This is a genomic window from Streptomyces sp. NBC_01549, assembly GCF_026339955.1.
GTDB lineage: Bacteria > Actinomycetota > Actinomycetes > Streptomycetales > Streptomycetaceae > Streptomyces.
Window position 1 is genome coordinate 115035 of sequence record NZ_JAPEPW010000003.1, and the last position, 23052, is coordinate 138086.

Genomic DNA, 23052 nt, shown 5'->3' on the forward strand with positions numbered 1-23052 from the left:
GCGTTCGCCAAGAACCCTGCCTACGTACCGGATCAGGCCTACAACTTGGACGAGGCAATCCACGGTCTGCACGTCGCGGGGATGTTGGCCGACACGCTCCAATCCGTTGTGGACGGTGTCGTCAACGGTCTCGGTTACGAACTGGCGTTCATGCACCTGGTACGCCCGGACGGCGATCTCGTGCTCGCCTCCTGCGCGGGCGACTCCGCCGAGGCACTGATCACCGGCCGCGTCAGCTCCCGTGCCTCCTGGGACCGCCGGCTCAACATGGGCGAGGCCTGGGGCAACCTACGCTTCATACCGCACACTGAGGGCTGGATCCTCGACGACGACGTACCGGAGTGGCACAACAAGGAGGACGGGCCCGCGCGCCGCTTCAAGGAGGGCTGGCACCCCTCCGACCGCCTCTACGCCCCCATGTACACCCCCGGAACCTCTGGCGGCAGCGGCGGCGAGCTCATCGGCGTCCTGTCCGTAGCCCGCCCGCGCAACCATCGCCCGCCCAGCCCGGACCAGCGCGAGGCCCTGCAGTCCTACGCATTCCACGCCGCTATCGCCGTCGGCAGCGCCCGAATGCGCGCCACCATGCAGCGCGCCCTGGTCCGCCTGGAGCGGGAACAGGAGATCCTGCGGGCCAGCGAGGAGTCCTTCCGCCAAGCCTTCGAGTACGCCCCGTCGGGCTTTGCCATCGCCGAGTTGGGCGGCGAGCAGCACGGCCGCATCCTGCGCACCAACGACGCCCTGTGCCGCCTGCTCGGCCGCTCTGCCTCTGGCCTGCGCCGTCTCGCTTTCTCTGACCTCGTGCACCCCGAAGACATGGGCATCTTGCTCCGCACGTCAGCGGAAGGCGGGCGTGCCGAACTCAGACTCGGCCGCCGCGACGGCACCTACGTCTGGGTCTCCCTGCGCAACTCCGTAGTCGCCGACGCCCCCGACGGCCCCCGCTTCATTCTCACGCACATTGAGGACATCGAAGAGCGCAAACACCGTGAACTCCAGCTGATGCATCAGAAGCCGTATCTCAACCGATCTTGGAACGTGCAGATCGAACAGGCGTCTCGGCCGGGTGATCTTCCTACTGCGCGCGCATGAAGGCAGGGCCTCTTGGTAGCTCGGGGGTGCGACCCCATCCGAGCGGTTCCAGGAGGCCCTGTTGTCGTTGTTGTACGCGCCCGAGCCCACCGAGTTCAACTCGTCCGCCATGTCGTGCGATTGTCTCGCGCACGTGTACGGCAACGCGGCCGACCATCCTGACCGGGTGCGCCGGTACCCGTCGGACATGAGCGACGCGGAGTGGGCGGCCATCCGGTCTTTGTTGCCGGTGCCGGCCTGGCTTCAGGGCCGGGGCGGGCAGCCCGAGGGCTACTGCCACCGCCAGCTGATGGACGCGATCCGTTACCTGGTCGCGGGCGGGATCTCCTGGCGGGCGATGCCCGCGGACTTCCCCGCCTGGGGCCGGGTCTACGCCTTCTTCCGCCGCTGGCGCGAGCACGGACTGATCTCGGAGTTCCACGACCGACTGCGCGGGAAGGTCCGCGAGCGCGAGGGCCGCGAGGCGGAACCCTCAGCGGGGATCATCGACGCGCAGTCGGTCAAGGGGGCCGCGTCGGTGCCCACGGTCTCGCGGGGCTTCGACGGCGGGAAGAAGATCAACGGCCGCAAAAGGCACATCGTGACCGACACGCTGGGCCTCCTGCTGGTCGTCGCGGTCACCGCCGCGAACATCGGCGACCGGGACGCCGCGGCGGGCCTGCTGCAGCGGCTGCACCGACTGCACCGCGACATCACGCTCGTCTGGGCCGACGGCGGCTACACCGGCGGCCTGGTCGGCTGGTGTCGTCAGAAACTCGCCCTGGCCTTGGAGATCGTCAAGCGCACCGATGACGTGGAGGGGTTCGTGGTGCTGCCGAGACGGTGGGTGGTCGAGCGCACGTTCGCATGGTTGCTCAGCTCCCGCCGTCTCGCCCGGGATTACGAGACCCTGCCCGCTACCAGCGAGGCGATGATCCGGTGGTCGATGGTCACGCGGATGGGCCGGCGTCTGGCACGGCCACGGGCCGCCGACCGGCGCTGAACATTCCCGACGTCTCCTGCAGGAGCCACCCTCGCTCCGCCAGGCGCCTGGCCTTCGAGCGCACCCCCTCGACCTTCGCCGGCGTCGTCCGAAGGCCCAGCCCCACCGCGATCTCCTTGGCCTTGAGCGGTCCTTGGCCCGCCGGGGCCCGCTCCTCCACCACACCAAGAATCCGCTGGTAGTCCGACGTCAGCGCCGACACCGGCAGCCCGTCCCGCCACGGCGGCACCGTCGAGCCCGGCATCGGTGCTGGCGAGGGCGCTGTCGCCTGCTCGGCCTCGGTCAGGGGTTCGCTCACGGCAGTTGTCTCGCCCGCAGAGGCGGCCAACGCCTCGACCAGTTCCTCCCGCGCGATCACCCGCCGGTCCAGCTCGATCTCCGCAGCCTCCAACACCTCAGCCAGCCGCGCGACTTCCTCCCGCAGCCCCTCCACCCGCACACGGGCAGCCGTCTCCCGCTCCTCCAGCATTCCCAGCACCGACGCCACCGCGCACCCCTCGGTCATGAAGCGGACACAAGACGCCGCATCCCTCCCTCACTCCGAGCGAAACCATGCTTGACCAGCAAGAATCAACCGATCACGTTCGGTTGAGATACGGCTTCTCAGGTCAGTCACGACCCGCTCACCAGTCTGCCCAACGTCACTGAGCTGCGTACCCGCCTCAACTCCCGGTTGTGCATCGACGCTCACCGGCCAGCTGATGCAGCCCCGCATGAGGACGGCACCCTCTCCCACATACACCTCGAGCCGCCCGCTGACGATGCTGGTGACGGCGCCAAAGGCCTCGCTGTCCTCGTATGCGACCTCGACGGCTTCAAATCGATCAACGACCGCTTCGGACACCACACAGGCGACATGGTGCTCGTCGAAGTAGCGCAACGACTCACCAACAGGATCCCAGACGGGGGCGTTGTCGGCCGCGTCGGCGGCAACGAGTTCGCTGTGCTCGCTGACGGGCTCACCCGGGCCGATACGGCTGACCTCGCCGTACGACTGCGGAACGCGATCATCCCGCCCATCCGCGTCGACGGCCGCGCCGTCCGCGTCGGCGCCAGCTTCGGCATCGGATGGGCACGCTGCGGAATGACCGCGGACGAGGTCTTGAAATCCGCCGACGAACAGATGTACGTCGAGAAACGGTCACGTCCCCGACAGCATCGGCGCACGGGATGATCCGCTGAGGCGAGCCGGATGGTGGGGGTTCGACACGAGGAGGCCGAGATGGTGCGGGATACAAGGCTGGTACAGACCGCCGTCCTCGGCGATGAGCACTCGGACGTGCCAGTCGTTCTGCCCCAGGAAGCGATCGAGCTCGACCAGTTCCGCCACGTCCACGAGCACGACACATACTGGTGCGGGCTGCTCTTGGGAGGCTGCGGCAGCGAGTTGACGACCAAGCGGTATCTCGACCGGCAGTGCCATTTCTCGCACGTCCCTCTACCGAGTGGGGTGCCGCATGTCTGCCGCCGCCCCGCCGTCGGTGAAGCCAGCGCGGACCACCTGTATGTGAAGTCGGCGATGTCGCAGTCGCTGCTGGAGTACGGCCGGGCGGCTCGTTTCGCCTTCCCGCCACCGATCGGGTCGCTCGTCGATGTCGACCTGGAGGACGGCACCTCCCTGCGGGTACACATGGACAGCGCGGTGCCGCCCAACTGGACGGGCGGGCGAGCCGTCGTGCTGGGGCCGGGAGTTGTGCTCGAACCGGGCGTGCTGGCCGGGCTGCCCGTATATCCACCGGGTCCGGTGCGAGAGCGACGGGACCGGCCGCCGGGTCTGGATCGGCACCCAGAGCCTCGGTCACACGACCGACTGGGTGCCGCTGAGCGACTGCACCTGGACTTCGGACGGCCTCCTCACCCCGGCCGCAGCACAGATCCTGCGCGAACGGCCCGTTGCTGGGACCGAGTCGCCCGGTACAGCCGCCAGCTCGCCGGCCCGCTCCCATCCAGTGCCCGACAGTGTCGCCACCCTGATCCGCGGGCTCGAGGCAGCCCAGCGCACCGGATCGGTCGAGCACGTCCGCCGGCTGTGCGCAGGCAGCACCTCCTTCCTCGCACACCTGGAAGCATCAGCGCGCGAAGAGGCCGAGCAGGCGCTCGATCAGGCACGTACCTGGCTGGCCGCGCACGAGGACTACCAACGCCGCATCTTCGCCGAGCTTGCCCAGGCCGTCACTCAGAAACGTGCCTGGGACGTCCGCCTCGCTCTTCAGCAGGCCTCCGCGCTCACCCCGGCGCGGTGCCAGCCCGGCCGAGCAGCAGGTGCTCTCGGCCGCACGCGGCTTCCTCCGCGACCACGACCGCCCCAGTCAGGCCGCCTCCGTGCGCCCGGCGCCGGTCCGGAAACGCGCCCGGACGCGGCCAGGCCGGAAGCAGGCAGCCAAGGCCCGCGAGACAGCCGCCGGCGAAGTCCGGGCGCTCCTCGGCCAGCTCCGCCGTCAAAGGAACACCATGAGTCGTTCCGACCTGCGGTCCGTCACCGTCACGTTGTCCAAAGCAGCCGCGGCCGCGGGCGACAAGATCGGACCATCCGAGCGTGCGGCCATCGACAAGTGGACCCGAAGGGCCCGGCAGCCTGCTGGGCCCGGACCGGCCACAGCCCCCGCAGCTCGGCGCACCGACGCCGCGGGAAGCCCTCCGAAGAGGCGAGCCGGGGCAGGCGACTCAGACCTGGAGCGCCTGGCCGCCGCGGTCAGGACCATTCTGCAGAAGGCAGCGTCCCAGAGAAGGACTCTCACCTGGTCGCAGGTCCGCAGCCAACTCCCGGCAGGGCTGCCGCCCCTGGCCCGCACCGACCAGACAGCGGTCCTGATCCAGGTAGACCGCGGCCGCAGCACGCGAGACACACGCGCCGGACTGCTGTCCGCGCTCGTCACCGGCGCGGACCACGACATGCACCCCGCCTACCCAAGAGTGGCGGCAGCTCTCGGACAGCCGGTCCCGGGAGGACGCCTGGAAGCACTCGCCCAGTGGGCCGTAGAAGTATCCCGAATACAGCAAGGCAACGCGAAGTAACCGAATAATGTGCCCCGAACGCACCAAGAGCCGTCGCGCCCCGATATGCCACCTTCGCAGCATGCATGTCGATCAAACGCAAACATTGACGGCCACAGAACCGTGCTGTGGCACACCGCAACCGAACTGGGCCGGCAGCCGCCAGTCGGTGCGCATCCGGTCGACGATCTACTCAGGCATGGCCGCGTCGAGGAAGTCGACCGGCTTCAGGAGGGCGCGCACCGCGGCGGGGTCGTCGTCCCGGCTGGCCGAGCGGATGAGGTACCGCTCCTCGTTATCCCGGGTGGCTGGCTGCGTGCTCGGCAACCACGTCGGCGTCGGTCGGGACCGGGGTTTGCTCGGCGCTCGCCCGCGCCAGGGACAGCCACACGGCCGCGTCGATGGCGGCGTCGGCGAAGGCGCCCGCGCTGGCCATCTGAACCAACAGCCCGACCGCGGGCGCAGGCGTCGGCGCCCACCATGTCTCGGACCCGGGCGCCGCCAAGCAATTGCAATGGTCATGGTCCTTACTTGGCTGAACTGGCGCCTTGGCATCGCCGTGCGCCCTATCCTCCCTACAGAACATCGCAAGTTGGGGGGCGGCATGCGGTTCATCTTCGTGCACGGAACCGGGGTGCGCCGGGAGCGTTTTGATGACTTGTTCCGGTGGGTTCGCGAAGGGCTGACCGAGCGTTTCCAGGGTGCGGACGTAGTGCCGTACTACTGGGGCGACGCTTTCGGCTCGACGCTGAGCGCGGGCGGCGCTTCTGTCCCGGGGATGGCGACAACACGTGGCGCTGTCGATCCCGAGGAAGCGGATGCGGCCGAGTGGTTGCTGCTTCTCACCGACCCGTTCTGCGAACTGAGGGTCCTCGCAGCGTTGGGCGCCGCGGATGACGGACTCGGGATGCCGGGCGTGCAATCGGCTGGCGAGCGGGTCGCCGATAGTCTCCGAAAGCTGCCCAGAGACCTCACGCTCAGTTCCTACAGTTCGGACGAACTGGCCAGCCTGCTTGGTGACGCTGGCCTCATCGACGGCTACAACGACGCACTGGATGCGCTCACGGACTCCGACGAGTTCCGTGACGCGTGCATGGCCGCCCAAGATGACGTTGCAGCGGCCGAACTCACCACTGCCGCGAGCCGTGCCGTCGTCGCGCTCCTGCTCGCCGGTGCCGGAGACATGGTGCTGTGCACCGGCGACGAACGGGACCGGATGGTCGACCTGCTGAGCAGCCGGATCGGCGGCACGGCGCGCGGCCCTGTGCTCCGGGCTGCGGGCGTGCTTCTCCAGCTGGGGCTGCGCTGGACTCCCCAGTCCGTGCTGGATCGTAAGCGGGGTAAGTTCACCTCGGGCAGTGCATCCGAGGTCGGTGACATCCTGCGCTACCAGGCACGCGGCGGCCCCCTCCGCGACTACCTGGCCCAGCTCATCAGTCAGAGCCCCGAGCCGCCCGTCGTGATCGGCCACAGCCTCGGCGGCATCGCCCTCGTGGACGCTCTCGCCCTGGCCGCCGTCCGCCAGCAACCCTTGCCGGTGCGGTTGCTGGTCACGGTCGGTTCCCAGGCCCCGTTCCTCCACGAGCTCGGTGCCCTCGCCGGCCTCCCGCCCAGCGCCACCCTGCCACCCGGCTTCCCGCGCTGGCTCAACATCTACGACCGCAGGGACCTGCTCTCCTACCTGGCCGAGCCTGTCTTCCCCGGCGACCCTCGGGTGAGCGATCACGAGGTGTACAGCCGTCAGCCCTTCCCCGTCTCGCACAGCGCGTACTGGAAGCTCGGTGCCGTCTACGACCGGATCGGTGAGGCACTGCAGTGATGCCCGCCCTCGATCCCGAGAGGGTCTTTGCACTGGTTGTAGGCATCGAGTCCTACCAGGTGGGCCCAGGTTGGTCACTTCCTGGCCCAGCACGTGACGCGGTCCGCTTCGCCGACTGGCTAACCGGCCCCGCGGGCGTGCCGCAGGACCACGTGCATGTGCTGTTGTCCCCCCTGGACCAAGGCCATGCTGAAACACGTCCGTCGGCTACTTCGGAGAACGTCAACCGGGTGCTCTTCGAAGTACTCCCCAAATGTGACGGGGATCTGTTGTGGATCTACTGGGCGGGACATGGCTTCATCGATTCCAGATATCAGCTGCTCCTCCCCTACGCGGATGCCACGATTCCTTACACCCGCCATCTCAACCTCCAGGCGGCCCTTCGCTGGTGGCGATCGAGCAACGTCCCCGGGGGGCGGTTCCGCCGTGTCGTCGCCGTGGGAGACACCTGCCGCATCGAGACCAAGCGAGCACACAAATTCAAGTTCGGCACCATCGAGCCCGAAGCCGGTGATCTCACTCCCGAGCGACAGCAGTTCGTCCTCTACGCAGCACGCCCCGGTCAGGCGGCCAAGAACGAAGCGGAGCTACAGGCTGGCCAGTTCACGCACGCGCTCCTGAAGCGCCTGGCCGGCCGGCCCGTCGGCGAAACCGTTGAGAGTCTGGTCGGCATCGCCCGTACTGTCCAGGCGGACTTCAGCGTCATGCGTGCGAAGGGCGAGGCTTGGCAGGAGCCAGAGTTTGTCCTCAATCAAGGCTGGGACGGGTCGGCCCTCTTCGGTAACCACTGGGCCGACGAGACGACCGGCATCGCCGCCGAGTCGGCCAGCGCTCCCGTGCTCGACCAGGACGCCTGGACCGAACTCGGGCAACTGTTCCAGGGCCGTCCGTTGCCTGCCTACTCCTATGACGCCTACCGGTGGGCCTTTGAGGTCACCGGCTGCGCCGTTCCGCCCGGTGATGCGCTCCCCGCGGCACACCCTCTGGATGTCCTCCGCGACCTCGACAGCCGGCAGGGCAGACGTGACGACCTCCCGCTCGCTCTGCCCTTCGTACACCTTCTGGCCGCCCGGTCCAGAAGGAGCAGTGCCAACTGGGCTGACGAAGCCGATGCCTGGGTGGATCGCACCCGCGTACGGCTCGGTACAGCGCCTGTCCCCCCTCCGCCGGAACCTGCAGCCGAAAGTCCCGCCCTCCACATCCGGCTCACGCCCGATGACAACAACCGGTACTGGACCCGCATGTGGCTCTACCAGAATGAGTTCGAGAGCGTCTGGGAGTCCGGTCAGCCGCTGGAGCTTGAAGCCGTCCGAGACGCGCTCGGCCAACAGCTGACCGCGCGCCACTCGCACGCTCCGAGACGCGTCGAGTTCCATGTCCCGTATGAACTCCTGGACGTGCCCTTCGAGTCCTGGCAGATCCCCTGGCGCGTCGGCAAAACGAAGGAGCTCGGCTGCTGCCTCGAGGTTGTGCTGCGTTGCCCAGACGAACGTCAGGGGCTCGCCGAGGCTCCCTGGTACCGCAAATGGGCGTGGCTGAAGGCCCAGGGTGGCCGGCACCCGCAGGCCGTACTCGAGGTCTGCGACAGTGACGTGTCCGAGGAACTCGGCGACTCTCTCCAGGAAAGCGAGCCGCCCGTCGTCGTCTTCGCCGAGGTCACCGAACCAATGATCATGAACACGCTGGACGCCGTACTCGATGGCGGAGTGCCGATTGCCATCTGGCGGCGGCGGTCTGACTCCCAGGAAGGGACGGCCGAGCCGATCCGCACGGCGCTGGCGGTAGACCCTGGCCCGTTCGAGGTGCAGACGCTGCCCGCCCGGCTTCGCACGGCACGGATCCAGCGTCGCCCTCTCGCCCTGATGTGGGACGACCCCGGGCGCATTCCCGAAAGGCAGACGCTCACTTCATGAACGAGGACACGGTGGCGGCAACCGAGGTTGTCAAGGACTGGTGGATCTACCAGGGCGCGGGCGCAGCTGCTGAGAAACAGGCACGCCTGGCCGAACACCGCCCGCCATGGCGGTCCTTCAACGGCACACCCGACCCGGGCTACACCCCGCCAGGCACCTCTGGGGCCGCCTGGGATGAGACCCACCGCCGCGGCGCCGGCTACGTCCCCGACGGAGAGGAGAAAGACGCCGTCAACACGGCCCTGTATCTGCGCCGGCCGCTGCTCGTGACTGGCAAGCCCGGCGTCGGCAAGTCAACGCTCGCCCACAGCATCGCTGCCGACCTGGGACTTGGCCCGGTACTGCACTGGCCGATCACCAGCCGCAGCTCGCTGCGCGACGGCCTCTACCAGTACGACGCCATCGGCCGCCTGCACGACGCCAACCTGCGCCACCTCGACTCGGCCGCCGCACTCGCCAAGGAGCAGCCTTCCGCTGGAGACGTGGCACCCCGGCAGCCCGCATCCGTCACCCCACCGCTGCCCGCCTCCGCCGTCGGTCCGCCGGGCGGCCCCATCGCGCCGTATCTGCGACTTGGCCCCCTGGGCACCGCGCTGGTGGCCCAGGAACGGCCCCGCGTGCTGCTGGTCGACGAGATCGACAAGAGTGACATCGACCTTCCCGGCGATCTGCTCACCGTCTTCGAGGAAGGCGCCTTCGAGATCCCCGAGCTCGCGCGAATCGCCGCGCGCCACCCCAAGGTGAAGATCGGTACGCACGACGACCCGGAACCTCAGGCCGAGATCGAACGCGGCCGCGTCCAGTGCCTCGCCTTCCCGATCGTCGTCTTGACCAGCAACGGCGAGCGCGACTTCCCACCGCCGTTCCTGCGCCGCTGCATCCGGCTGAACCTGAAGCCACCAGGCCGCGCGAAACTGACGCAGATCGTCCGCCAGCGACTTGCCCTGGACGAAGGAGCTGGCGATGCGCCGTACCGCGACCTCATCGAGGCCTTCCTCGAGCGGCGCGTGGAAGGCGATCTCGCAACCGACCAGCTCCTCAACGCCGTACAGCTCAGGCTTAGCGGAGCCTGGTCCGATGACAGCGACCGCACCAACTTCCTCGACACCGTCCTGCAACGGCTGACCGGTCCATTGGCATGATCGAGGAACTGTTCGAGGCCCTTGAGGAGTCCGGCGCCAACGCCGGTCCCGAGGAACTGGCGGAGATCTTGTGGCTGGCCGCCCGCATCGACGGCGCCGGCATCCACATGCCCGACGGCCTGAGGGGCGCGCCTCACGGCGAAAGCGCTCCTCCGCCCGGTGCGCTGGAGTCTTCGTCGACAGCGGGCGCCGGCGATCCGCGGCCTGCCGAACAGTTCTACAGCGCTGCCGACGTGGCCGACGCTTCGGCCTCTGCCGCAAGGAACGTCGATCTGGTCCGTATCCGGCGTGCCGCATCAGTGCACGACCCCCTGGCCGTGATGCGGGCCCTGCGGCCTCTCGGACGGCCTACCGGCGTGCCCGGCGACATCGCACGCAGCGAACTTGACGAGGAACTCACCGTCCGCAGCACCATCGAACAGTGCCTCCCGGTCCCGGTCTTCCGCCCCCGCCGGGGCCGCTGGCTGGACCTCGCGCTCGTCGTGGACACCCACAACTCGATGCTGCTCTGGCACGACCTGGTGACCGAGCTCCGCCGCGTTGTCGCCCAGAGCGGCATCTTCCGGGACGTGCGGACCTGGTATCTGAGCGGCACGGGACAGCACGACGCCCCGTGCGTGGCACGAGCGGGTGGCGAGCCGCGCAGTGTCCAGGAAATCACCGACCCGTCCGGCCACCGGCTGGTACTGGTCGTCACGGACACGGTGTCGGGCGGCTGGGGCGCTTCCGGGCTCCGGGACGTTCTGCGGCACTGGGCGTCGCACGGCCCCGTCGCCCTGCTGAACGTCCTGCCGCGCAGGCTGTGGGACCGGGGCGCCGTGCGGCCCCAGCCTTATCTGGTCAGGGCACCCAGACCAGCCGCGCCCAATACGTCCTGGCGGCTGGGACATGCCGCAGGGAGCCGCCGCCGTCATCGGGATCGTGCTGCCCTGGACGAGAGCATCGCGATCCCGGTCGTCGAGGCCAGCCCCGACTCCATGTCCGCACTGGCCGAGCTGGTGGCAGGCGGCGGCCGCTGGAGCAGCCTGCCGTGTCTGACCATTCCGCGCAGGCCGGAAGGCCAACGGATGCCTCGGCCGGATCCGCCGCGTCCAACCCTGGAACCGCCGGTCGCTGTGGACGAAAGCCTTCGCCGCTTCCGGGCCGGCGCGTCTCCGCTCGCCCAGACCCTGGCCGGCTACCTGTCTGCCGTGCCGCTGAATCTGCCGGTGATGAACCTCGTGCGGCAGATCATGCTGCCCAAATCGGATCCCGGACATCTGGCTGAGGTCGCCCTCGGCGGACTCTTCGAACCATGGGAGCACGAAGCCAGCGGAATGCGCGCGGACCTGGAGCGGATGCCGTTCCGCTTCCGTGCGGGCGTGCGCGAGGCGCTGCTCGGCTCCCAGCGGCGGGACAAGATCACGGCGGTGCAAGAAGTCGTACGCCGCGAGATGGGGGCCTACGTCACCGAGCGGGGCTCAGGCCCGGCCGGTGACTTCCTCGCCGCGCGCGGTGCAGCGGGCGAGGACGGCAGCCGGACCATGGCCCAGGACGCGCTGCCATTCGCCGACCGGGCGAGCACGCCGAGCCCTGTGGGGCGCCCCGTCCGGGAGGTCCTGGCCCCGTACAAGGGGCACCCGCTGCCCCCCGAGCGCGACGTGGACGCTCAGCTGCGCGGGGCCATCCACCGGGCAATCAACGGCGGCAGCAGCCTCGTCCTGCTGGTCGGAGAGCCCGGTTCAGGCAAGACCTACGCCACCACACGCGCCCTCCGACAGATCCCGGACGATTGGAGTGCATGGTCACCCGACCTCTCGCTCACGCTGAATCGGGGAGCACCACTGGTCGGTCCCCGAACGGTCGTCATGCTCAGCGATCTCGAGAAGTACACGACCACTCCCGGCTTTCCCATCGAGGCCATGGCACGCGTGGTGCGCGACCTGATCGAGGACACCGAGCGGGCACCCGTCATAGTCCTCGGAATGCTCACCCCCTCGGCCTGGGACAGCCTCGTCGCCATGGCCCAACAGAGCCCACCCGGCGACTACGAGAACTGCCGCCACCTGATCGCCCGTGCCGAGGTCATCCGCGTCCACCCCGTCGACGCAGCGGACGCCGCTTCCCAGCGATGGCCAGGCGAACCGTCCCGCACACGGCTCGTCATGATCGCCAGCGCCAGGGATCCAGTGCGCGCCGGGAGCAAGTTCGATCACCTGGGTACTGGTTTCCTCCTGGGTCCCCGCCTGGTCCTCACCGCCGCGCGCATCCTGGACCGGCGCAGCCCATCGTGGACCGTGAAGGTCCGCAACAGCCCGGGCACGGTCACCGCGGACGCCTGGGTCGACTGCCGCGTGCTGTGGAGGCACGACACCTATGACGCAGCCCTGCTCCTCACCGAGCACGACCTCGCCGAGGACGCCACCGACAGCCACTTCTCCACCCCCCGCTGGGCACAGCCGAGCAGCGAACCACTCACCCCCTGCCACATCACCGGAGTCACCGTTGCGAGCGCGGCCTCCCCGCAAGCAAGCGGATATCTGACCGGCACCCTGCTCCCCACCTCCAGCCACCCTGATGCCCCATACGACTTCGAACCCGCCACTGCCCTGCCGCAGCCCGGATCGTTCGCAAGAGGCATGTCCGGAGCCCCCGTCTTCTTCGGGGAATTCCTCCTGGGCCTCGTCGTCGCGCGGACCGACCGCTCCAGACGCCCCCACCTCACTGTCGCCAGTATCGCGACTCTGGCCAGCGACCCCGCATTCACCGAGGTCTGCAGCCAGTACATGCCGCGCGTCCCCCGCCTGAACCTCCTTCCCTCTTCCGCTCCAGCCGGGGACGGCCGTACAAGCGACGGGCCGGCGGCCGGACCCCGACCGCCACGGGTGTTCATCTCCTACGCCCACGAAGACGACAACGGCGCCCGCGCCCAACAGGTCCGCAGCCTGGGACAGGTGCTGCGCGCTGAAGGCATCGATGTCCGTCTCGACCACATCGATGCTGAAGTCTCCCGGGACTGGACAGCCTGGATGCGGCAGGAAATCGAGACTGCCGACGTCATCCTGGTGATCGCCTCCCCCGCGTACAAGCGCCGCGCAGAAGGACCCGAAGCCGATCTTTCGGCCGGCGTGGCCTTCGAAGCCCGCCTGCTCCGCAGCGAACTCGCCCATACCCCGGCCGACGGAAGCCAGCGAATCCTGCCTGTGCTACTGCCCGGCAGTACCAGCGAAGACCTTCCCGCCTTCCTCAGGCCCCTCCACCCGCTCGTCATCGACCCCACCACCCGGACCGGCGCCGAGCAGCTCCTGAACCGCCTCGTACCCGCGTGGCACTTCTTCAAGTCGGTCCCTCCGGAGATGCGTATGACCATGCGGCGCCTCCCCGCTGTCCTGACCGCACGCCACGCTCTCGAAGTCGCCCATGGACTCACCCGCGCCCTCGACTCCGCTGTTGCATGCAACCCAGCCGGCATCCGCGACTTCGAACACGCCGACGAACTCGACCACCCCCTCGGCCTCGCTGAGGAGCTCGCCCGCAGTGGCCTTGACCTCCCCAAGATGCTCACCCGCAGCCTCAAGCGTGGACAAGATCTCCTTGACGATGTCCGCCACGGCCTCAGACACCTCAACGACCCGCTCAGTCCCACCGACCGCGGCGAATTCATGGACGCTGTCAACGCGCTCGCCGACACGATCACCGGTGCCCATCAACTCGCCGAAGACTTCGTCGTTGCCTGCACCAGCCAGCTGCGGAACACCATCGGCCAAGCACTTCGCCGGGAACCGCCCGAACTCGACGAGGAGTTGCTGCACAAGATCCTCGACGACTTCACCAACGTCGACCTGACCAATAGCGACCTGACCGGCATCGACATGGTCCGGGTCCGCTGGTCGCCGTTAACGCGATGGCCTGCAACCCTAGACGTCGAAGAACTCAAAGCCCGCTCGTCAGAAAGTGCCCCCGGTAGCGGCGTCTATATCGTCCGGTTAGGCACTGTCGGCGACAGGTGAACCAGCAATCGACGCCGCGCTACAAGTTGGCCGGTACACCGCCGCGGCCGCGCGCTCGGGCAGCTGGCTCCAGACGAACAGTTGGTAGCCACCGCCCCGTCAGGAGCGGGAGCCTGTTATTGCTGCTGGCCCTGTCCTTGCCGAAAACTTCGTCCGTACAGGTCACGCGGCATGTTGGTACTCGTGGAGGATGCCGCCGAGTCGGTCGCGTTTTCGTATGTCGAGGCGGGCGATCTGCCTCGGATCGGTGATCGGTGGGGGCAACGGGTGCAGTGGGCGGGCGTTGGCGATGCCCTGATGCGGTCGATGCCCGTTGTAGAACTGCTCGAACTCCCTCAGCGCGCGGAGCAGGTGGTGATGGTTCCAGATGAGAGTGCGGTCCAAGAGTTCGTGGCGGCAGGTCTGCACCCACCGTTCCATGATCGAGTTCATGCGCGGTATTCGCACGCCGCTGAGGACTGCCTCGATGCCGGCGTTGGTGAGGATGGTGTCGAACAGTGCGGGGAACTTCCCGTCCCGGTCCCGGATCATGAACCTTGCCCGGCAGCCGGCGTCTTCGAGGTCCATGACGAGGTTCTTCGCCGCCTGGGTCACCCGGGCGGCGGTGGGATGCGCAGTGGCGCCCAGGACCCGGATTCGCCGGTTGGCGTGCTCGATCACCGCGAAGACGTAAAACCGCGCCCCGGACAAGGTGACGGTCTCGAAGAAGTCACACGCCAGAAGGACGTCCGCTTGGGAGCGCAGAAAGTCCGACCAGGTGCTCGACGCCCGTTCGGGGGCCGGCGGGATGCCGGCGTCCTGGAGGATCTCCCAGACCGTGGACGCGGCTACCTTCGCTCCGAGTACCAGCAGTTCGCCGTGCACGCGCCGGTACCCCCAGCTCGGGTTCTCACGGACCAGGCGCAGTACGAGGGCCCGGATGGAGCGGACGGTGCGGGGTCTGCCTCCGCAGTGGGGCCGGGATCGGGCGGCGTGCCGGCGGGCGACCAGGTCACGGTGCCAACGCAGGATCGTGTCCGGCCGCACCAGCAACCGCATACGGAGCAGCGCCTCCTTCGGGAGGTCATGCAGCAGCGCCGCCACGAACGCCCGATCCCCCGGTGCGAACTGGACTCGCCGCCCGTTCAGATGCCGTTGCAGCACGGTGATCTGATGGCGTAGAGCCAGGATCTCTACATCCTTGTCCTGGGTGCTCACCGGCAGCAGTCGCAGCATCGCGAACATGTTGGTCACGCTCAGGTAGGCGAGTTTCAACAGCACGAGCGACGATCATGCCGAGGTGATCGTCATCTCCGCCAGAGCACTGCGTCGGCCTCAGCATCCGACGGAACGAAGATCACGACACATGGGCTCTGACCAGGGCGGATGAGGTTGTCGGCAAGGGCAGGCGTAACAGGGTTCGGACTCGGTCATGTCGGCTGTGTCGGCTCGGTGTCCCGTGGTGTTCGTCCAGGACCGGATCGAGTATGTCGATCCGGTCCTCTGTGCCGTCTCGTCGGCGCCGGTGGGCGGAGTTCTCGACACGGTCGCGGTCGCAGGTCCGGGGGCGTGAAAGGCAGGCCAGGGCTGGACGGCTCTCACGCCCCCCAAGGGCACGGGCGCAGGGGTAGGGCGCCCGGGTGAATCCCTTGTGCGATTCGACGAGTTTGTGCGGTCTCTCGTCGTCGCGCTCTATGAATCTGTCACGCGGATTCCGGTCGCGGTATCTGTCAGCCGACTGCACAGCGACGGCCGTCGCCGTGTCGGGAGACGCCCGGCAGGCGGCACGCGCGTCAGCGCGGATCCGCGGCGGATTCGGCTGTCAGCTCTGGACGCCGGTATCTGACAGGGTGCCTTCGAGTACGTCGCGGAGTTGCGAGCGGGCGGTGATGCCCAGCTTGGGGAAGACCCGGTAGAGGTGGGAGCCGACCGTGCGCTGTGAGAGGAACAGTTTTTCCCCGATCTCACGGTTCGTCAGGCCGCGGGCGGCCAGTTGGACGATCTGCTGCTGCTGGGGGCTGAGTTCGGTGAAGGCACTGGGTACGACGTCGGTCGCCTCGATGCCGGCGGCGCGCAGTTCTGCCTGTGCCCGCTCGACCCACGGCCGCGCGCCGAGGCGCTGGAAGGTTTCCAGGGCGGCGCTCAGCAGCGGACGGGCCTCGGCGATACGGCGCCGGCGCCGGAGCCATTCCCCGTAGTCGAGCCGGGTCTGCGCCCGTTCGAACGGCCACTGCTCACCCGCGGGCTGCGCGAGCGCGGCCTGGAAGAACGGCTCCGCGTGTTCGGGATCCGCCAGCAGGGCGCGGCCACGGTCGATCAGCGTGGCCACCCGTGCGGACATGCCCGTACCGAGGTGCCGTGCCGAGCGTTCCAGTAGCTGTGCGGCGTGCTCCTGCCGTCCTCGGCGGACGGCCGCAGCCGCGAGTTCGGCCAGGACGGTGTAGGAGACGTGGTAGTGGACCGGATCGCCGTCGTCGGTGAACGCGGAGCGGAACTGTGTGTATGCGGTGTCGTAGTCGCCCTCGGCCACGGCCGCCATTCCCAGGGCCCGGCGGGCGAAGACCGCGACGGAGCGGCTCTCCAGCGGATCGACGAGAGACAGGGCTCGCTCGGCGAGCCGGCGTGCGGCGGCCGGGTCGCCGAGCAGGGCGACCACTGTGGCGTCGAGTGCCTGAGCACACGCCTCGGCGTGGTCGAGTCCGGCGGCCGATGCCATGGCTGCGATGTCGGCAGCCACCGAGCGGGCCTCGGCCCATCGGCCCTGCTCCAGGCGGGTCCAGCCGGCCGCGCATCCCAGTCCGTCCGGGAGCGGGCCGTGGGCCTGCCACTGGTCGAACGCCTCGTCGAAGGTCCTGGCGGCGAGGGTGGTCTGGTCGAGCAGCCAGGCGACGATGGCCAGCGCGGTCAGGCGCTGGGCGTCGCCCTTGGCCTCGGCGATGAGCTCGGGCAGCACCGGCGCGAGGGACGCTCCTGCGCCGCCGGGGTCGGAGACGGCCATGACCCATGCGTGCAGCGCCGCTCCGGCGGCATCGTCGGGCATGCCGGAGAGCAGGCTCTGGATCTGTCGCTGCTGGGACTCCGCGCCCGAGTAGTAGCGGACCACCGCTGCTGCGGCCAGCGCGTCGAGTACGAGGGGTGACCGGGCGTTCGCCGCCTCGTCGGCGACGCGCATGAGCAGCGCGAAGGCTGCTGTGTGACGGGGGCCAAGAGACATGAGCCGGCCGGTGGCCAGCGCGGCTTTGCCCAGCAGTGACGGGTCGTCGGTGCACTCGCGGACTGCGGCGGCCAGGTGCTCCACCCAGCCGAGCTGACCGGTGAAGACGGCGCTGGCAGCGGCTTCGGCCAGCAGGCGCGCCCGGTCCTCGCGGTGCGGGCTGAGTTCCGCGGCGCGCTCCTGGGCCGCGGCGGCGGCCGCGAAGCCGCCCCGGCGCCGGGCCCGGTCGGCCGTCTGCTGCAAGGCGGCCGATACGTCCAGGTCGGGGCGTACGGTCGCGGCGGCCAGATGCCAGGCGCGCCGGTCGGGCTCCTCGCGCAGCAGTTCCGCGAGAGCCAGGTGCGCTTGGCGGCGTTCCTCGAAAGGCGCGGCATGGTAGACGGCGGAGCGGACGAGCGGGTGACGGAAAACGATCCCGGATCCGTCCTGGCGTACGAGACCGGCCCGGTCCGCGGGGTCCCATGCCTTGTCGTCCGCCTCGGCTAGCCCCATGGCGGCTGCCTGCGCGTCCGCCGCGTCGGCGGCCGCGAGCAGCAGCAGGACGCGGCGGGTCGGTGCCGGCAGGTTGGCCGCGTGCCCTGCGAAGATCCGCTCCAGTCGGTCGGTGACCGGCAGCGGGCCCTCCACACTGCTGCCCTCGGGGTTGCGGACCGCGGTGGCGTGGGCGAGTTCCACCAGGGCCAGCGGGTTGCCTGCCGCTTCCTCGAGGATCCGCACCCGGGTTCGGCCGGTGGGCGGCGTGGGCTGCCGGTCGAGCAGTCGGTTCGCCGCCGCACTGTCCAGCGGGCCGAGTTCGAGGCGCTCGTACCCCTTGTCGAAACCCGGCAGCGTGGCCGCGGTGCGGACTCCGAGCAGCAGCGTGACGGGCTCGCTGTCCATGCGCCGCGCCACGAAGGAGAGAGCGTCCAGGGATCCGCGGTCGATCCACTGCGCGTCGTCGACCACCACCAGCAGCGGGGCGGTCTCCGCCAGGTCCGACAACAAGGTCAGAACCGCCAGACCCACGACCATCGCGTCGGGAGTCTCCGCGCACTCGTCGAGCCCCAGGACCGCGCGGAGCGCGGCGCGCTGCCGCGACGGCAGACCCTCCGCCTCACCGAGTACCGGGGCTGATGAAGACCCGCGAATCCAAGGTGGGCCTCGGATTCGCTCCCCACCGCTCGCAGCACTCGGCCACCCGCACTCCGTGCGCTATCGGCCGCGATGCCGAGGAGCGTGCTCTTTCCGGCACCGGGGTCACCCGTGAGGATCAACACGTCGCTGTGCGACCGATCGGCGCCGACCCGCCGGACTATTTCTGCGGTCTCGGTTTCCCGGCCGACCAGTGCCAGACCGGAATTCCGCGTCGAGCGCTGGTCCCCACGAGCCTTTCCATCGTTTTCCACGGATGCTCCAGGGAATTGAGATACCCCAGATAGTAGCGTGGCAGAACCGCGGCAGCGCCTGAGGGAGCGGCCTCGAAGCCGGTCAGAGGCACATCCGAGCGCAGTCTGTCGGCAACACCAGTCGTGGTCCGGGATATTCCGGCCATGGCATCCATGGAGTTCTCCCGGAGGCCTGGTTTCGCCCGCGGAGTCGCGCGCCGCGCGGACATCGTGGCGAGGCGACTGCAGACCTCCGCACGCCTCGAGCCGTATATCTCCGCACCGTCGGCCTCGGGATCGCACGGCGGGACAACCGGCCGGCAGGCGCAAACGCCCCATCCGGTGGCCGACCAGCACCGATGCAGTCACGTGACGCATACCCCCGGCTGTTCGTCCGGCCACAGAATCGTGAAGCGAGCACGGTCGCGCCTTTCCGGGTCGGCGGGCAGGCACGATCGTGCGTCGCCGGTGGCGTCGTGCCATCACAGACGGGGATCGCGGAAGCCGTACATCTCGGCCGGAAGGTGTTGTCATGGTTACTGGACGCTCGTGGCTGGTGGGACTCGGGTTCCGCACTCCATGCGGTCGGCTTGTACGCCACTTCTACGTCGTCGATGGCATGGCTGGTCCGGAGCAGGCCCATGAGGCTGCTCTTGAGCTGGCGAACGACCCGAGCGAACGCGCGGCGCACGGAAACCTGCGGCCGGATGACGGCTGTGTCGAGATGCGTCGAATGTCGCGTGACCTTCTGGGCGCCTGGCGGCTGTCCGTCCCAAGTCCGTGCACTGCGTAGCCCCTTGAACCCGTAAGCCATCGTCGACGGGTGCAGGCCTGTAAGCGCTGCGCGGTCGCCGACGCCAGCAATGGACGCCCACGTGCTGCAAAACCCCCGAAAGCAGTCACCTGACGCATACCGGACGGAACCCCGCATGCCGAGACTGGTGACGCGGGCGGTGGCCGGTCAGAACCCGAAGGCTCCCGCACGGCCGTGCACACGCGAAAGGACCTCCGGAGATCCCCATGGTGGCAAGGACAACGACATCGCTGTGGGACCGCTTCGCCGCCTTCGACCCCGGGCTCATGCGTCTGACCTCCGCGATGCGCGCCGTACTCGGCACCGCAGCGACCCTTGCCGTGCTGACAGCGCTGCGAGAGCCAGAGACGGCGCTGGTGGTCGGCGGCTTCACCGCGATGACGACTTCACTGGCCATCAGCGACCTGCACCCGCGCAACCAGCTCATCACCCTCGGACTCGGCGTTCCGCTCTCCCTCGCGTCTCTGTCCGCCGGAGCCGCGCTGACGCCGTACCCGACAGCAGCCGAGCTGATCTTCCTGGTGGTGATCCACCTTGCCGTTCAGGCCCGCCGGTTCGGCCCGCGCGGGCTGGGCCTGGGGATCTTCGGTTTCATGGCCTTCCTGCTGTCTCAGTTCACCCAGGCCCGGGCAGACCGCCTTCCGCAGCTCGGGGCATCGGTACTCGTGGCGTTCGCGGCCGTCACGGCCGTCTGGTGCTGCGTCGGCCCCATCACGGCGTCCGAAGCCCTGAGGCGGCTGCGGCACGCATTCGACGTGCGTCTGCACAACGTCCTGCGGGACACGGCTGCGATGGTCGCCACCGGGCAGGACATCGACACCCGGAGCCGATCGTTGCAGGACCGCCTCGACACACTGCACGCGTCTGTGCTGCTGATCGAGGACTTTCTCGACGAGCGAGCCGCCGACGAGGACACCGAGGCCCTGCTGCCGCACCTCAGCCGGGTGGAGGTGGCCGCGCAGCGCCTGGCCGTGCTGGCGGTCCGTGCGATGCGCACGCCGGCGGCACGCAACGATCTGGCGGAACGGACGGCGCGACAGCGGCTCGCCCAGCGGATCCGGGCTCTCCGGCACCAGCCCACCGTGGGAACTACCTGCGCAGCCGAGCGGTGCGCAGAGGGGTACGAAGGCGGCCCGGCGAACCGGCCGACCGGCTCCGCACTCGTGCTGGACTGCTTCCCCGCGGTCGACGAACTCGCCGAAGCCCTGCGGGTTCTCGGCCCACGCGACCGCCCGGCAGGACGCCGGACACCTCCACGCAAGCACGCCTCACCCACCTTCGGGGCGCTGCCGCACAGGGACACGGACACCGAAAGCCTGAAGCGGGGAGCCACCCGCCAGGCGTTTCAGGTGACGGCTGCCTCGGCCCTCGCCATCGCGGGCGGCCATCTCCTGTCGCCGCACCTGTGGTACTGGGCCGTCGCGGCCGCATGGGTCGTGTTCATCAAGAACGAGAGCACCGGCGAGGTACTGCTGCAGAGCCTCCGGCGGCTGGCGGGCACGGTCCTCGGCGTGGTGTTCGGCTACGGCCTTGCCGCCCTGGTCGGCGGAGACGGCTCCGTCCTCCTGGTCCTGCTCCTGCTGTGCATGTTCGGGATGTTCTACACCCCGTCGCACGCCTACTGGGCCGTGACGTTCTTCATCACCGGCACGCTCGGCATGCTGCTCGCGCTGATGGACACCTTCTCGACGCACGTGCTGCTCCTGCGTGTCCAGGAGACCGCGCTGGGAGTGTCCTGCGGGATCCTTGCGGCCGTCCTCGTGCTTCCCACCACGGTCCGCCGGGCCAGTGACGAGGAACTGGTCGGCTTCCTGCGCGTCCTCGACCGCCTCCTTCGGACCGTCGCGGCAGGAAGCACGAACACGGAAGCGCCGACGAGCTGGGTCCGCGCGGCACACGACCTCGACCAGGCACTGGAATCCTTCCGCAAGGCCTGCCTGCCCCTCACCCATCCGCTCACTCCGCAGCGCCGCCGCCGTCACCACGTCCGCCACCTGCTGGAACTTCTTGAAGCCGGCGCGTACCACGCACGGAGCCTGGCCGCCACGGCCGAACGTCTGCCGGCGGGCCACGTCCCGGAGTGCGCCACCAGCCTCACCGCCGCGGCCGAACGCGCGCACGAGACCGTGACCCACCTGATCCGCGTTGCCGGTCATGGACCGGGCGCCGCCTCCCACATGGCACGCCCCACGGCTATCAGGGCGCTGTCCCGGCTTTCGGAGGAGCAACGCGTGAGCCGCAACTGGCCGTCGCCGGAGCACCGCCTGCTGCTGCACATCGATCGCCTCGACGCGACCCTGACCGCGCTCGTACGAGCCTTGGACCCACTCGCCTCGGACCCCGACCGCACCACCGTGGTTCCCTCCGAGAGAGTGGACATCCCGTTGCCGCACGGCCCGGCCCAGGCTGCCGCAGTGAGCTGCGCCGTCCTCACCGACCGGTGCGAACGCGCCTAGCCGGATAGACCAAGTGGTGGTCAGGTGCCGGTGAACGTGACCGAGACGGTGAGTCCGCCGCCCTGTCTCGGGCGGGCGGTGACGCGGGCCGCGTGCGCCTGTGCGATCGATGCGACGATGGACGCGGAGGTGCTGGTGCGCTCCTGGCCGAGGCGCCGGAACGGTTCGAAGAGACCGTCCGCCCGGTCCGGGTCCACGGGTGTCCCCGTGTTGGTGATGGTGAGAGTCCGGCCGGTGAGCCGGACCCACACCGTTCCGCCGGGCCGGTTGTACCGCACGGCGTTGTCCACCAGGTTCGTCACCAGATGGAGCAGCAGTACCGGGTCTCCGATGACCGGCATCGGCCCCTCGGCTGCCAGTTCGAGGGAGACCTTCTTCTCCTCGGCCTGGGGCAGCAGTTTCCCGACCGCCTGATGTGCGGCGTCCCTGAGATCACTCTCTTCGGTCTCGTCCTCGTCGAGGCCGAGGTCGCTGCGGGCGAGCAGCAGCAGCGAGGCGATCAGTTTCTCCGTGTCGCGGTTCATGGCGAGCAGGTCCTGGCGTATGTCCGCCAGACCTTCCGGGAGCGGGTCGGCGAGCCCCACTTCCAGGATGGTGCGCTGCACGGCCAGCGGGGTGCGCAGCTCGTGTGAGGCGTTGGCGACGAAGCGACGCTGACTCTCGAAGGACTTCTCCAGCCGGTCGAGCATGCTGTCGAAGGTGCTGGCGAGCCTGTGCAGTTCGTCGTCGGGGCCGGTGAGCGCGAGGCGTTCGTGCAGGTGCTGTTCGCTGATCCGGCGGGCGATGTCCGTCATGGCGGGGACCGGTGCGAGTGCCCGGCCGGCGAGGCACCAGCCCATGAATCCGGTGAGCAGGGCGATCAGTGCCAGCTCGATCCCGGACCAGAGCAGCAACTGCTGGAGAACCGTGTCCTGCACCACGCGCACGGTGCGGTCGGTCAGCCGGAGGCCGATGGCGTCGGCCGGCAGTCGCAGCGGGGACGAACTCGTAGACGTAACAGACGTAGGGGCCGTCGGAACACGGGGGCACACGTCTTCCGTGGCCGCCCGGTCGCAGACGGATGCGACCACACGCACTACCGGGCAGCCGGACATCCTTGCTTTTCGCTGATCGGCAGGTCGTCGAAGCCGTCGACGTGAAAACCGGGGCGGCCACCCGCGCAGGACACGACCGGCAAGCGGCCCGATACGGACCCGGCTCCGGCCTCGTGACCGCAGAGAGGTCGCCATGTGCCCGTTGAAGAGGCATCCATGAATGGAACCCGGAACGGGAGCCGCCTTTCGCCGGCCTGTAG

Annotated in this window: 14 protein-coding genes and 3 pseudogenes; 9 read left to right on the plus strand and 8 right to left on the minus strand. The window is 69.1% G+C overall.

What is annotated here, in order from left to right; genetic code table 11:
- Positions 1–45 precede the first annotated feature (45 nt).
- Together OG819_RS46705 and OG819_RS46710 are read left to right on the plus strand one after the other, a co-directional pair.
- Positions 46–1011 (plus strand): annotated as a pseudogene (locus tag OG819_RS46705) (PAS domain S-box protein); the annotation flags it as partial.
- Between the two features lie 190 nt (positions 1012–1201).
- Positions 1202–2074 carry an IS5 family transposase gene (locus OG819_RS46710; protein WP_323138223.1) on the plus strand — a complete coding sequence of 291 codons (873 nt, stop codon included), beginning with the start codon at positions 1202–1204 and terminating at the stop codon, positions 2072–2074.
- On the opposite strand, the gene OG819_RS46715 is transcribed toward OG819_RS46710, so the two are convergent.
- Positions 2022–2579 (minus strand): hypothetical protein, encoded by a 558-nt coding sequence (locus OG819_RS46715; protein WP_266637567.1) that lies wholly within the window; start codon positions 2577–2579, stop codon positions 2022–2024. The genes OG819_RS46710 and OG819_RS46715 overlap by 53 nt on opposite strands.
- 93 nt (positions 2580–2672) lie before the next feature.
- Between OG819_RS46715 and OG819_RS46720 the strand changes: the two are divergent.
- A pseudogene (locus OG819_RS46720) lies at positions 2673–3248 on the plus strand (GGDEF domain-containing protein); the annotation flags it as partial.
- Here OG819_RS46720 and OG819_RS46725 read toward each other — a convergent pair.
- The gene (locus OG819_RS46725) at positions 3216–3416 is read right to left on the minus strand and encodes a hypothetical protein (protein WP_266637522.1); all 201 of its coding nucleotides are present in this window, start codon (positions 3414–3416) and stop codon (positions 3216–3218) included. The pseudogene OG819_RS46720 and the gene OG819_RS46725 overlap by 33 nt on opposite strands.
- 884 nt (positions 3417–4300) lie before the next feature.
- Positions 4301–4516, minus strand: a complete 216-nt coding sequence (locus OG819_RS46730; protein ID WP_266637524.1) for a hypothetical protein — start codon at positions 4514–4516, stop codon at positions 4301–4303.
- Between the two features lie 9 nt (positions 4517–4525).
- On the opposite strand from OG819_RS46730, the gene OG819_RS46735 reads away from it, so the two are divergent.
- On the plus strand, positions 4526–5089 hold the full coding sequence (locus OG819_RS46735; RefSeq protein WP_266637526.1) for a hypothetical protein: 564 nt from the start codon (positions 4526–4528) through the stop codon (positions 5087–5089).
- Positions 5090–5257: 168 nt separating this feature from the next.
- Here OG819_RS46735 and OG819_RS46740 read toward each other — a convergent pair whose 3' ends face one another.
- Positions 5258–5395 (minus strand): hypothetical protein, encoded by a 138-nt coding sequence (locus tag OG819_RS46740; protein WP_266637528.1) that lies wholly within the window; start codon positions 5393–5395, stop codon positions 5258–5260.
- The gene (locus OG819_RS46745; protein WP_266655807.1) at positions 5364–5513 is read right to left on the minus strand and encodes a hypothetical protein; all 150 of its coding nucleotides are present in this window, start codon (positions 5511–5513) and stop codon (positions 5364–5366) included. The genes OG819_RS46740 and OG819_RS46745 overlap by 32 nt, the downstream gene beginning before the upstream one ends.
- Positions 5514–5582: 69 nt before the next feature.
- Here OG819_RS46745 and OG819_RS46750 point away from each other — a divergent pair, with 69 nt between their 5' ends.
- From OG819_RS46750 to OG819_RS46765, 4 genes are read left to right on the plus strand one after another with little or no spacing between them, the layout of a single operon-like run.
- Positions 5583–6887 (plus strand): alpha/beta fold hydrolase, encoded by a 1305-nt coding sequence (locus OG819_RS46750; protein ID WP_266655809.1) that lies wholly within the window; start codon positions 5583–5585, stop codon positions 6885–6887.
- On the plus strand, positions 6887–8800 hold the full coding sequence (locus OG819_RS46755) for a caspase family protein (RefSeq protein WP_266637533.1): 1914 nt from the start codon (positions 6887–6889) through the stop codon (positions 8798–8800). Before OG819_RS46750 ends, OG819_RS46755 begins: the two co-directional genes overlap by 1 nt.
- Positions 8797–9942, plus strand: coding sequence for a MoxR family ATPase (locus OG819_RS46760; protein WP_266637535.1), 1146 nt, complete (start codon positions 8797–8799; stop codon positions 9940–9942). Before OG819_RS46755 ends, OG819_RS46760 begins: the two co-directional genes overlap by 4 nt.
- Positions 9939–13931, plus strand: coding sequence for an SAV_2336 N-terminal domain-related protein (locus OG819_RS46765; RefSeq protein ID WP_266655811.1), 3993 nt, complete (start codon positions 9939–9941; stop codon positions 13929–13931). Before OG819_RS46760 ends, OG819_RS46765 begins: the two co-directional genes overlap by 4 nt.
- Before the next feature lie 162 nt (positions 13932–14093).
- On the opposite strand, the gene OG819_RS46770 is transcribed toward OG819_RS46765, so the two are convergent.
- Positions 14094–15191 (minus strand): integrase core domain-containing protein, encoded by a 1098-nt coding sequence (locus tag OG819_RS46770; protein ID WP_266637539.1) that lies wholly within the window; start codon positions 15189–15191, stop codon positions 14094–14096.
- A 541-nt stretch (positions 15192–15732) separates the two neighbouring features.
- Positions 15733–18509, minus strand: a pseudogene (locus OG819_RS46775) (AAA family ATPase).
- Between the two features lie 999 nt (positions 18510–19508).
- Here OG819_RS46775 and OG819_RS46780 point away from each other — a divergent pair.
- The gene (locus OG819_RS46780; protein WP_266637543.1) at positions 19509–21758 is read left to right on the plus strand and encodes an FUSC family protein; all 2250 of its coding nucleotides are present in this window, start codon (positions 19509–19511) and stop codon (positions 21756–21758) included.
- A gap of 20 nt (positions 21759–21778) precedes the next feature.
- Here the strand turns inward: OG819_RS46780 and OG819_RS46785 are convergent, their stop codons facing one another.
- On the minus strand, positions 21779–22675 hold the full coding sequence (locus tag OG819_RS46785; RefSeq protein ID WP_266637545.1) for a cell wall metabolism sensor histidine kinase WalK: 897 nt from the start codon (positions 22673–22675) through the stop codon (positions 21779–21781).
- Between the last annotated feature and the right edge of the window lie 377 nt (positions 22676–23052).

Excerpts from the sequence above, each read along its gene's own strand:
- OG819_RS46710 (WP_323138223.1), top strand. The coding sequence starts at position 1,202 with ATGTCGTGCGATTGTCTCGCGCACGTGTACGGCAACGCGGCCGACCAT.
- OG819_RS46715 (WP_266637567.1), bottom strand. The coding sequence starts at position 2,579 with ATGACCGAGGGGTGCGCGGTGGCGTCGGTGCTGGGAATGCTGGAGGAG.
- OG819_RS46735 (WP_266637526.1), top strand. The coding sequence starts at position 4,526 with ATGAGTCGTTCCGACCTGCGGTCCGTCACCGTCACGTTGTCCAAAGCA.
- OG819_RS46750 (WP_266655809.1), top strand. The coding sequence starts at position 5,583 with ATGGTCATGGTCCTTACTTGGCTGAACTGGCGCCTTGGCATCGCCGTG.
- OG819_RS46755 (WP_266637533.1), top strand. The coding sequence starts at position 6,887 with ATGCCCGCCCTCGATCCCGAGAGGGTCTTTGCACTGGTTGTAGGCATC.
- OG819_RS46760 (WP_266637535.1), top strand. The coding sequence starts at position 8,797 with ATGAACGAGGACACGGTGGCGGCAACCGAGGTTGTCAAGGACTGGTGG.
- OG819_RS46765 (WP_266655811.1), top strand. The coding sequence starts at position 9,939 with ATGATCGAGGAACTGTTCGAGGCCCTTGAGGAGTCCGGCGCCAACGCC.
- OG819_RS46780 (WP_266637543.1), top strand. The coding sequence starts at position 19,509 with ATGGTGGCAAGGACAACGACATCGCTGTGGGACCGCTTCGCCGCCTTC.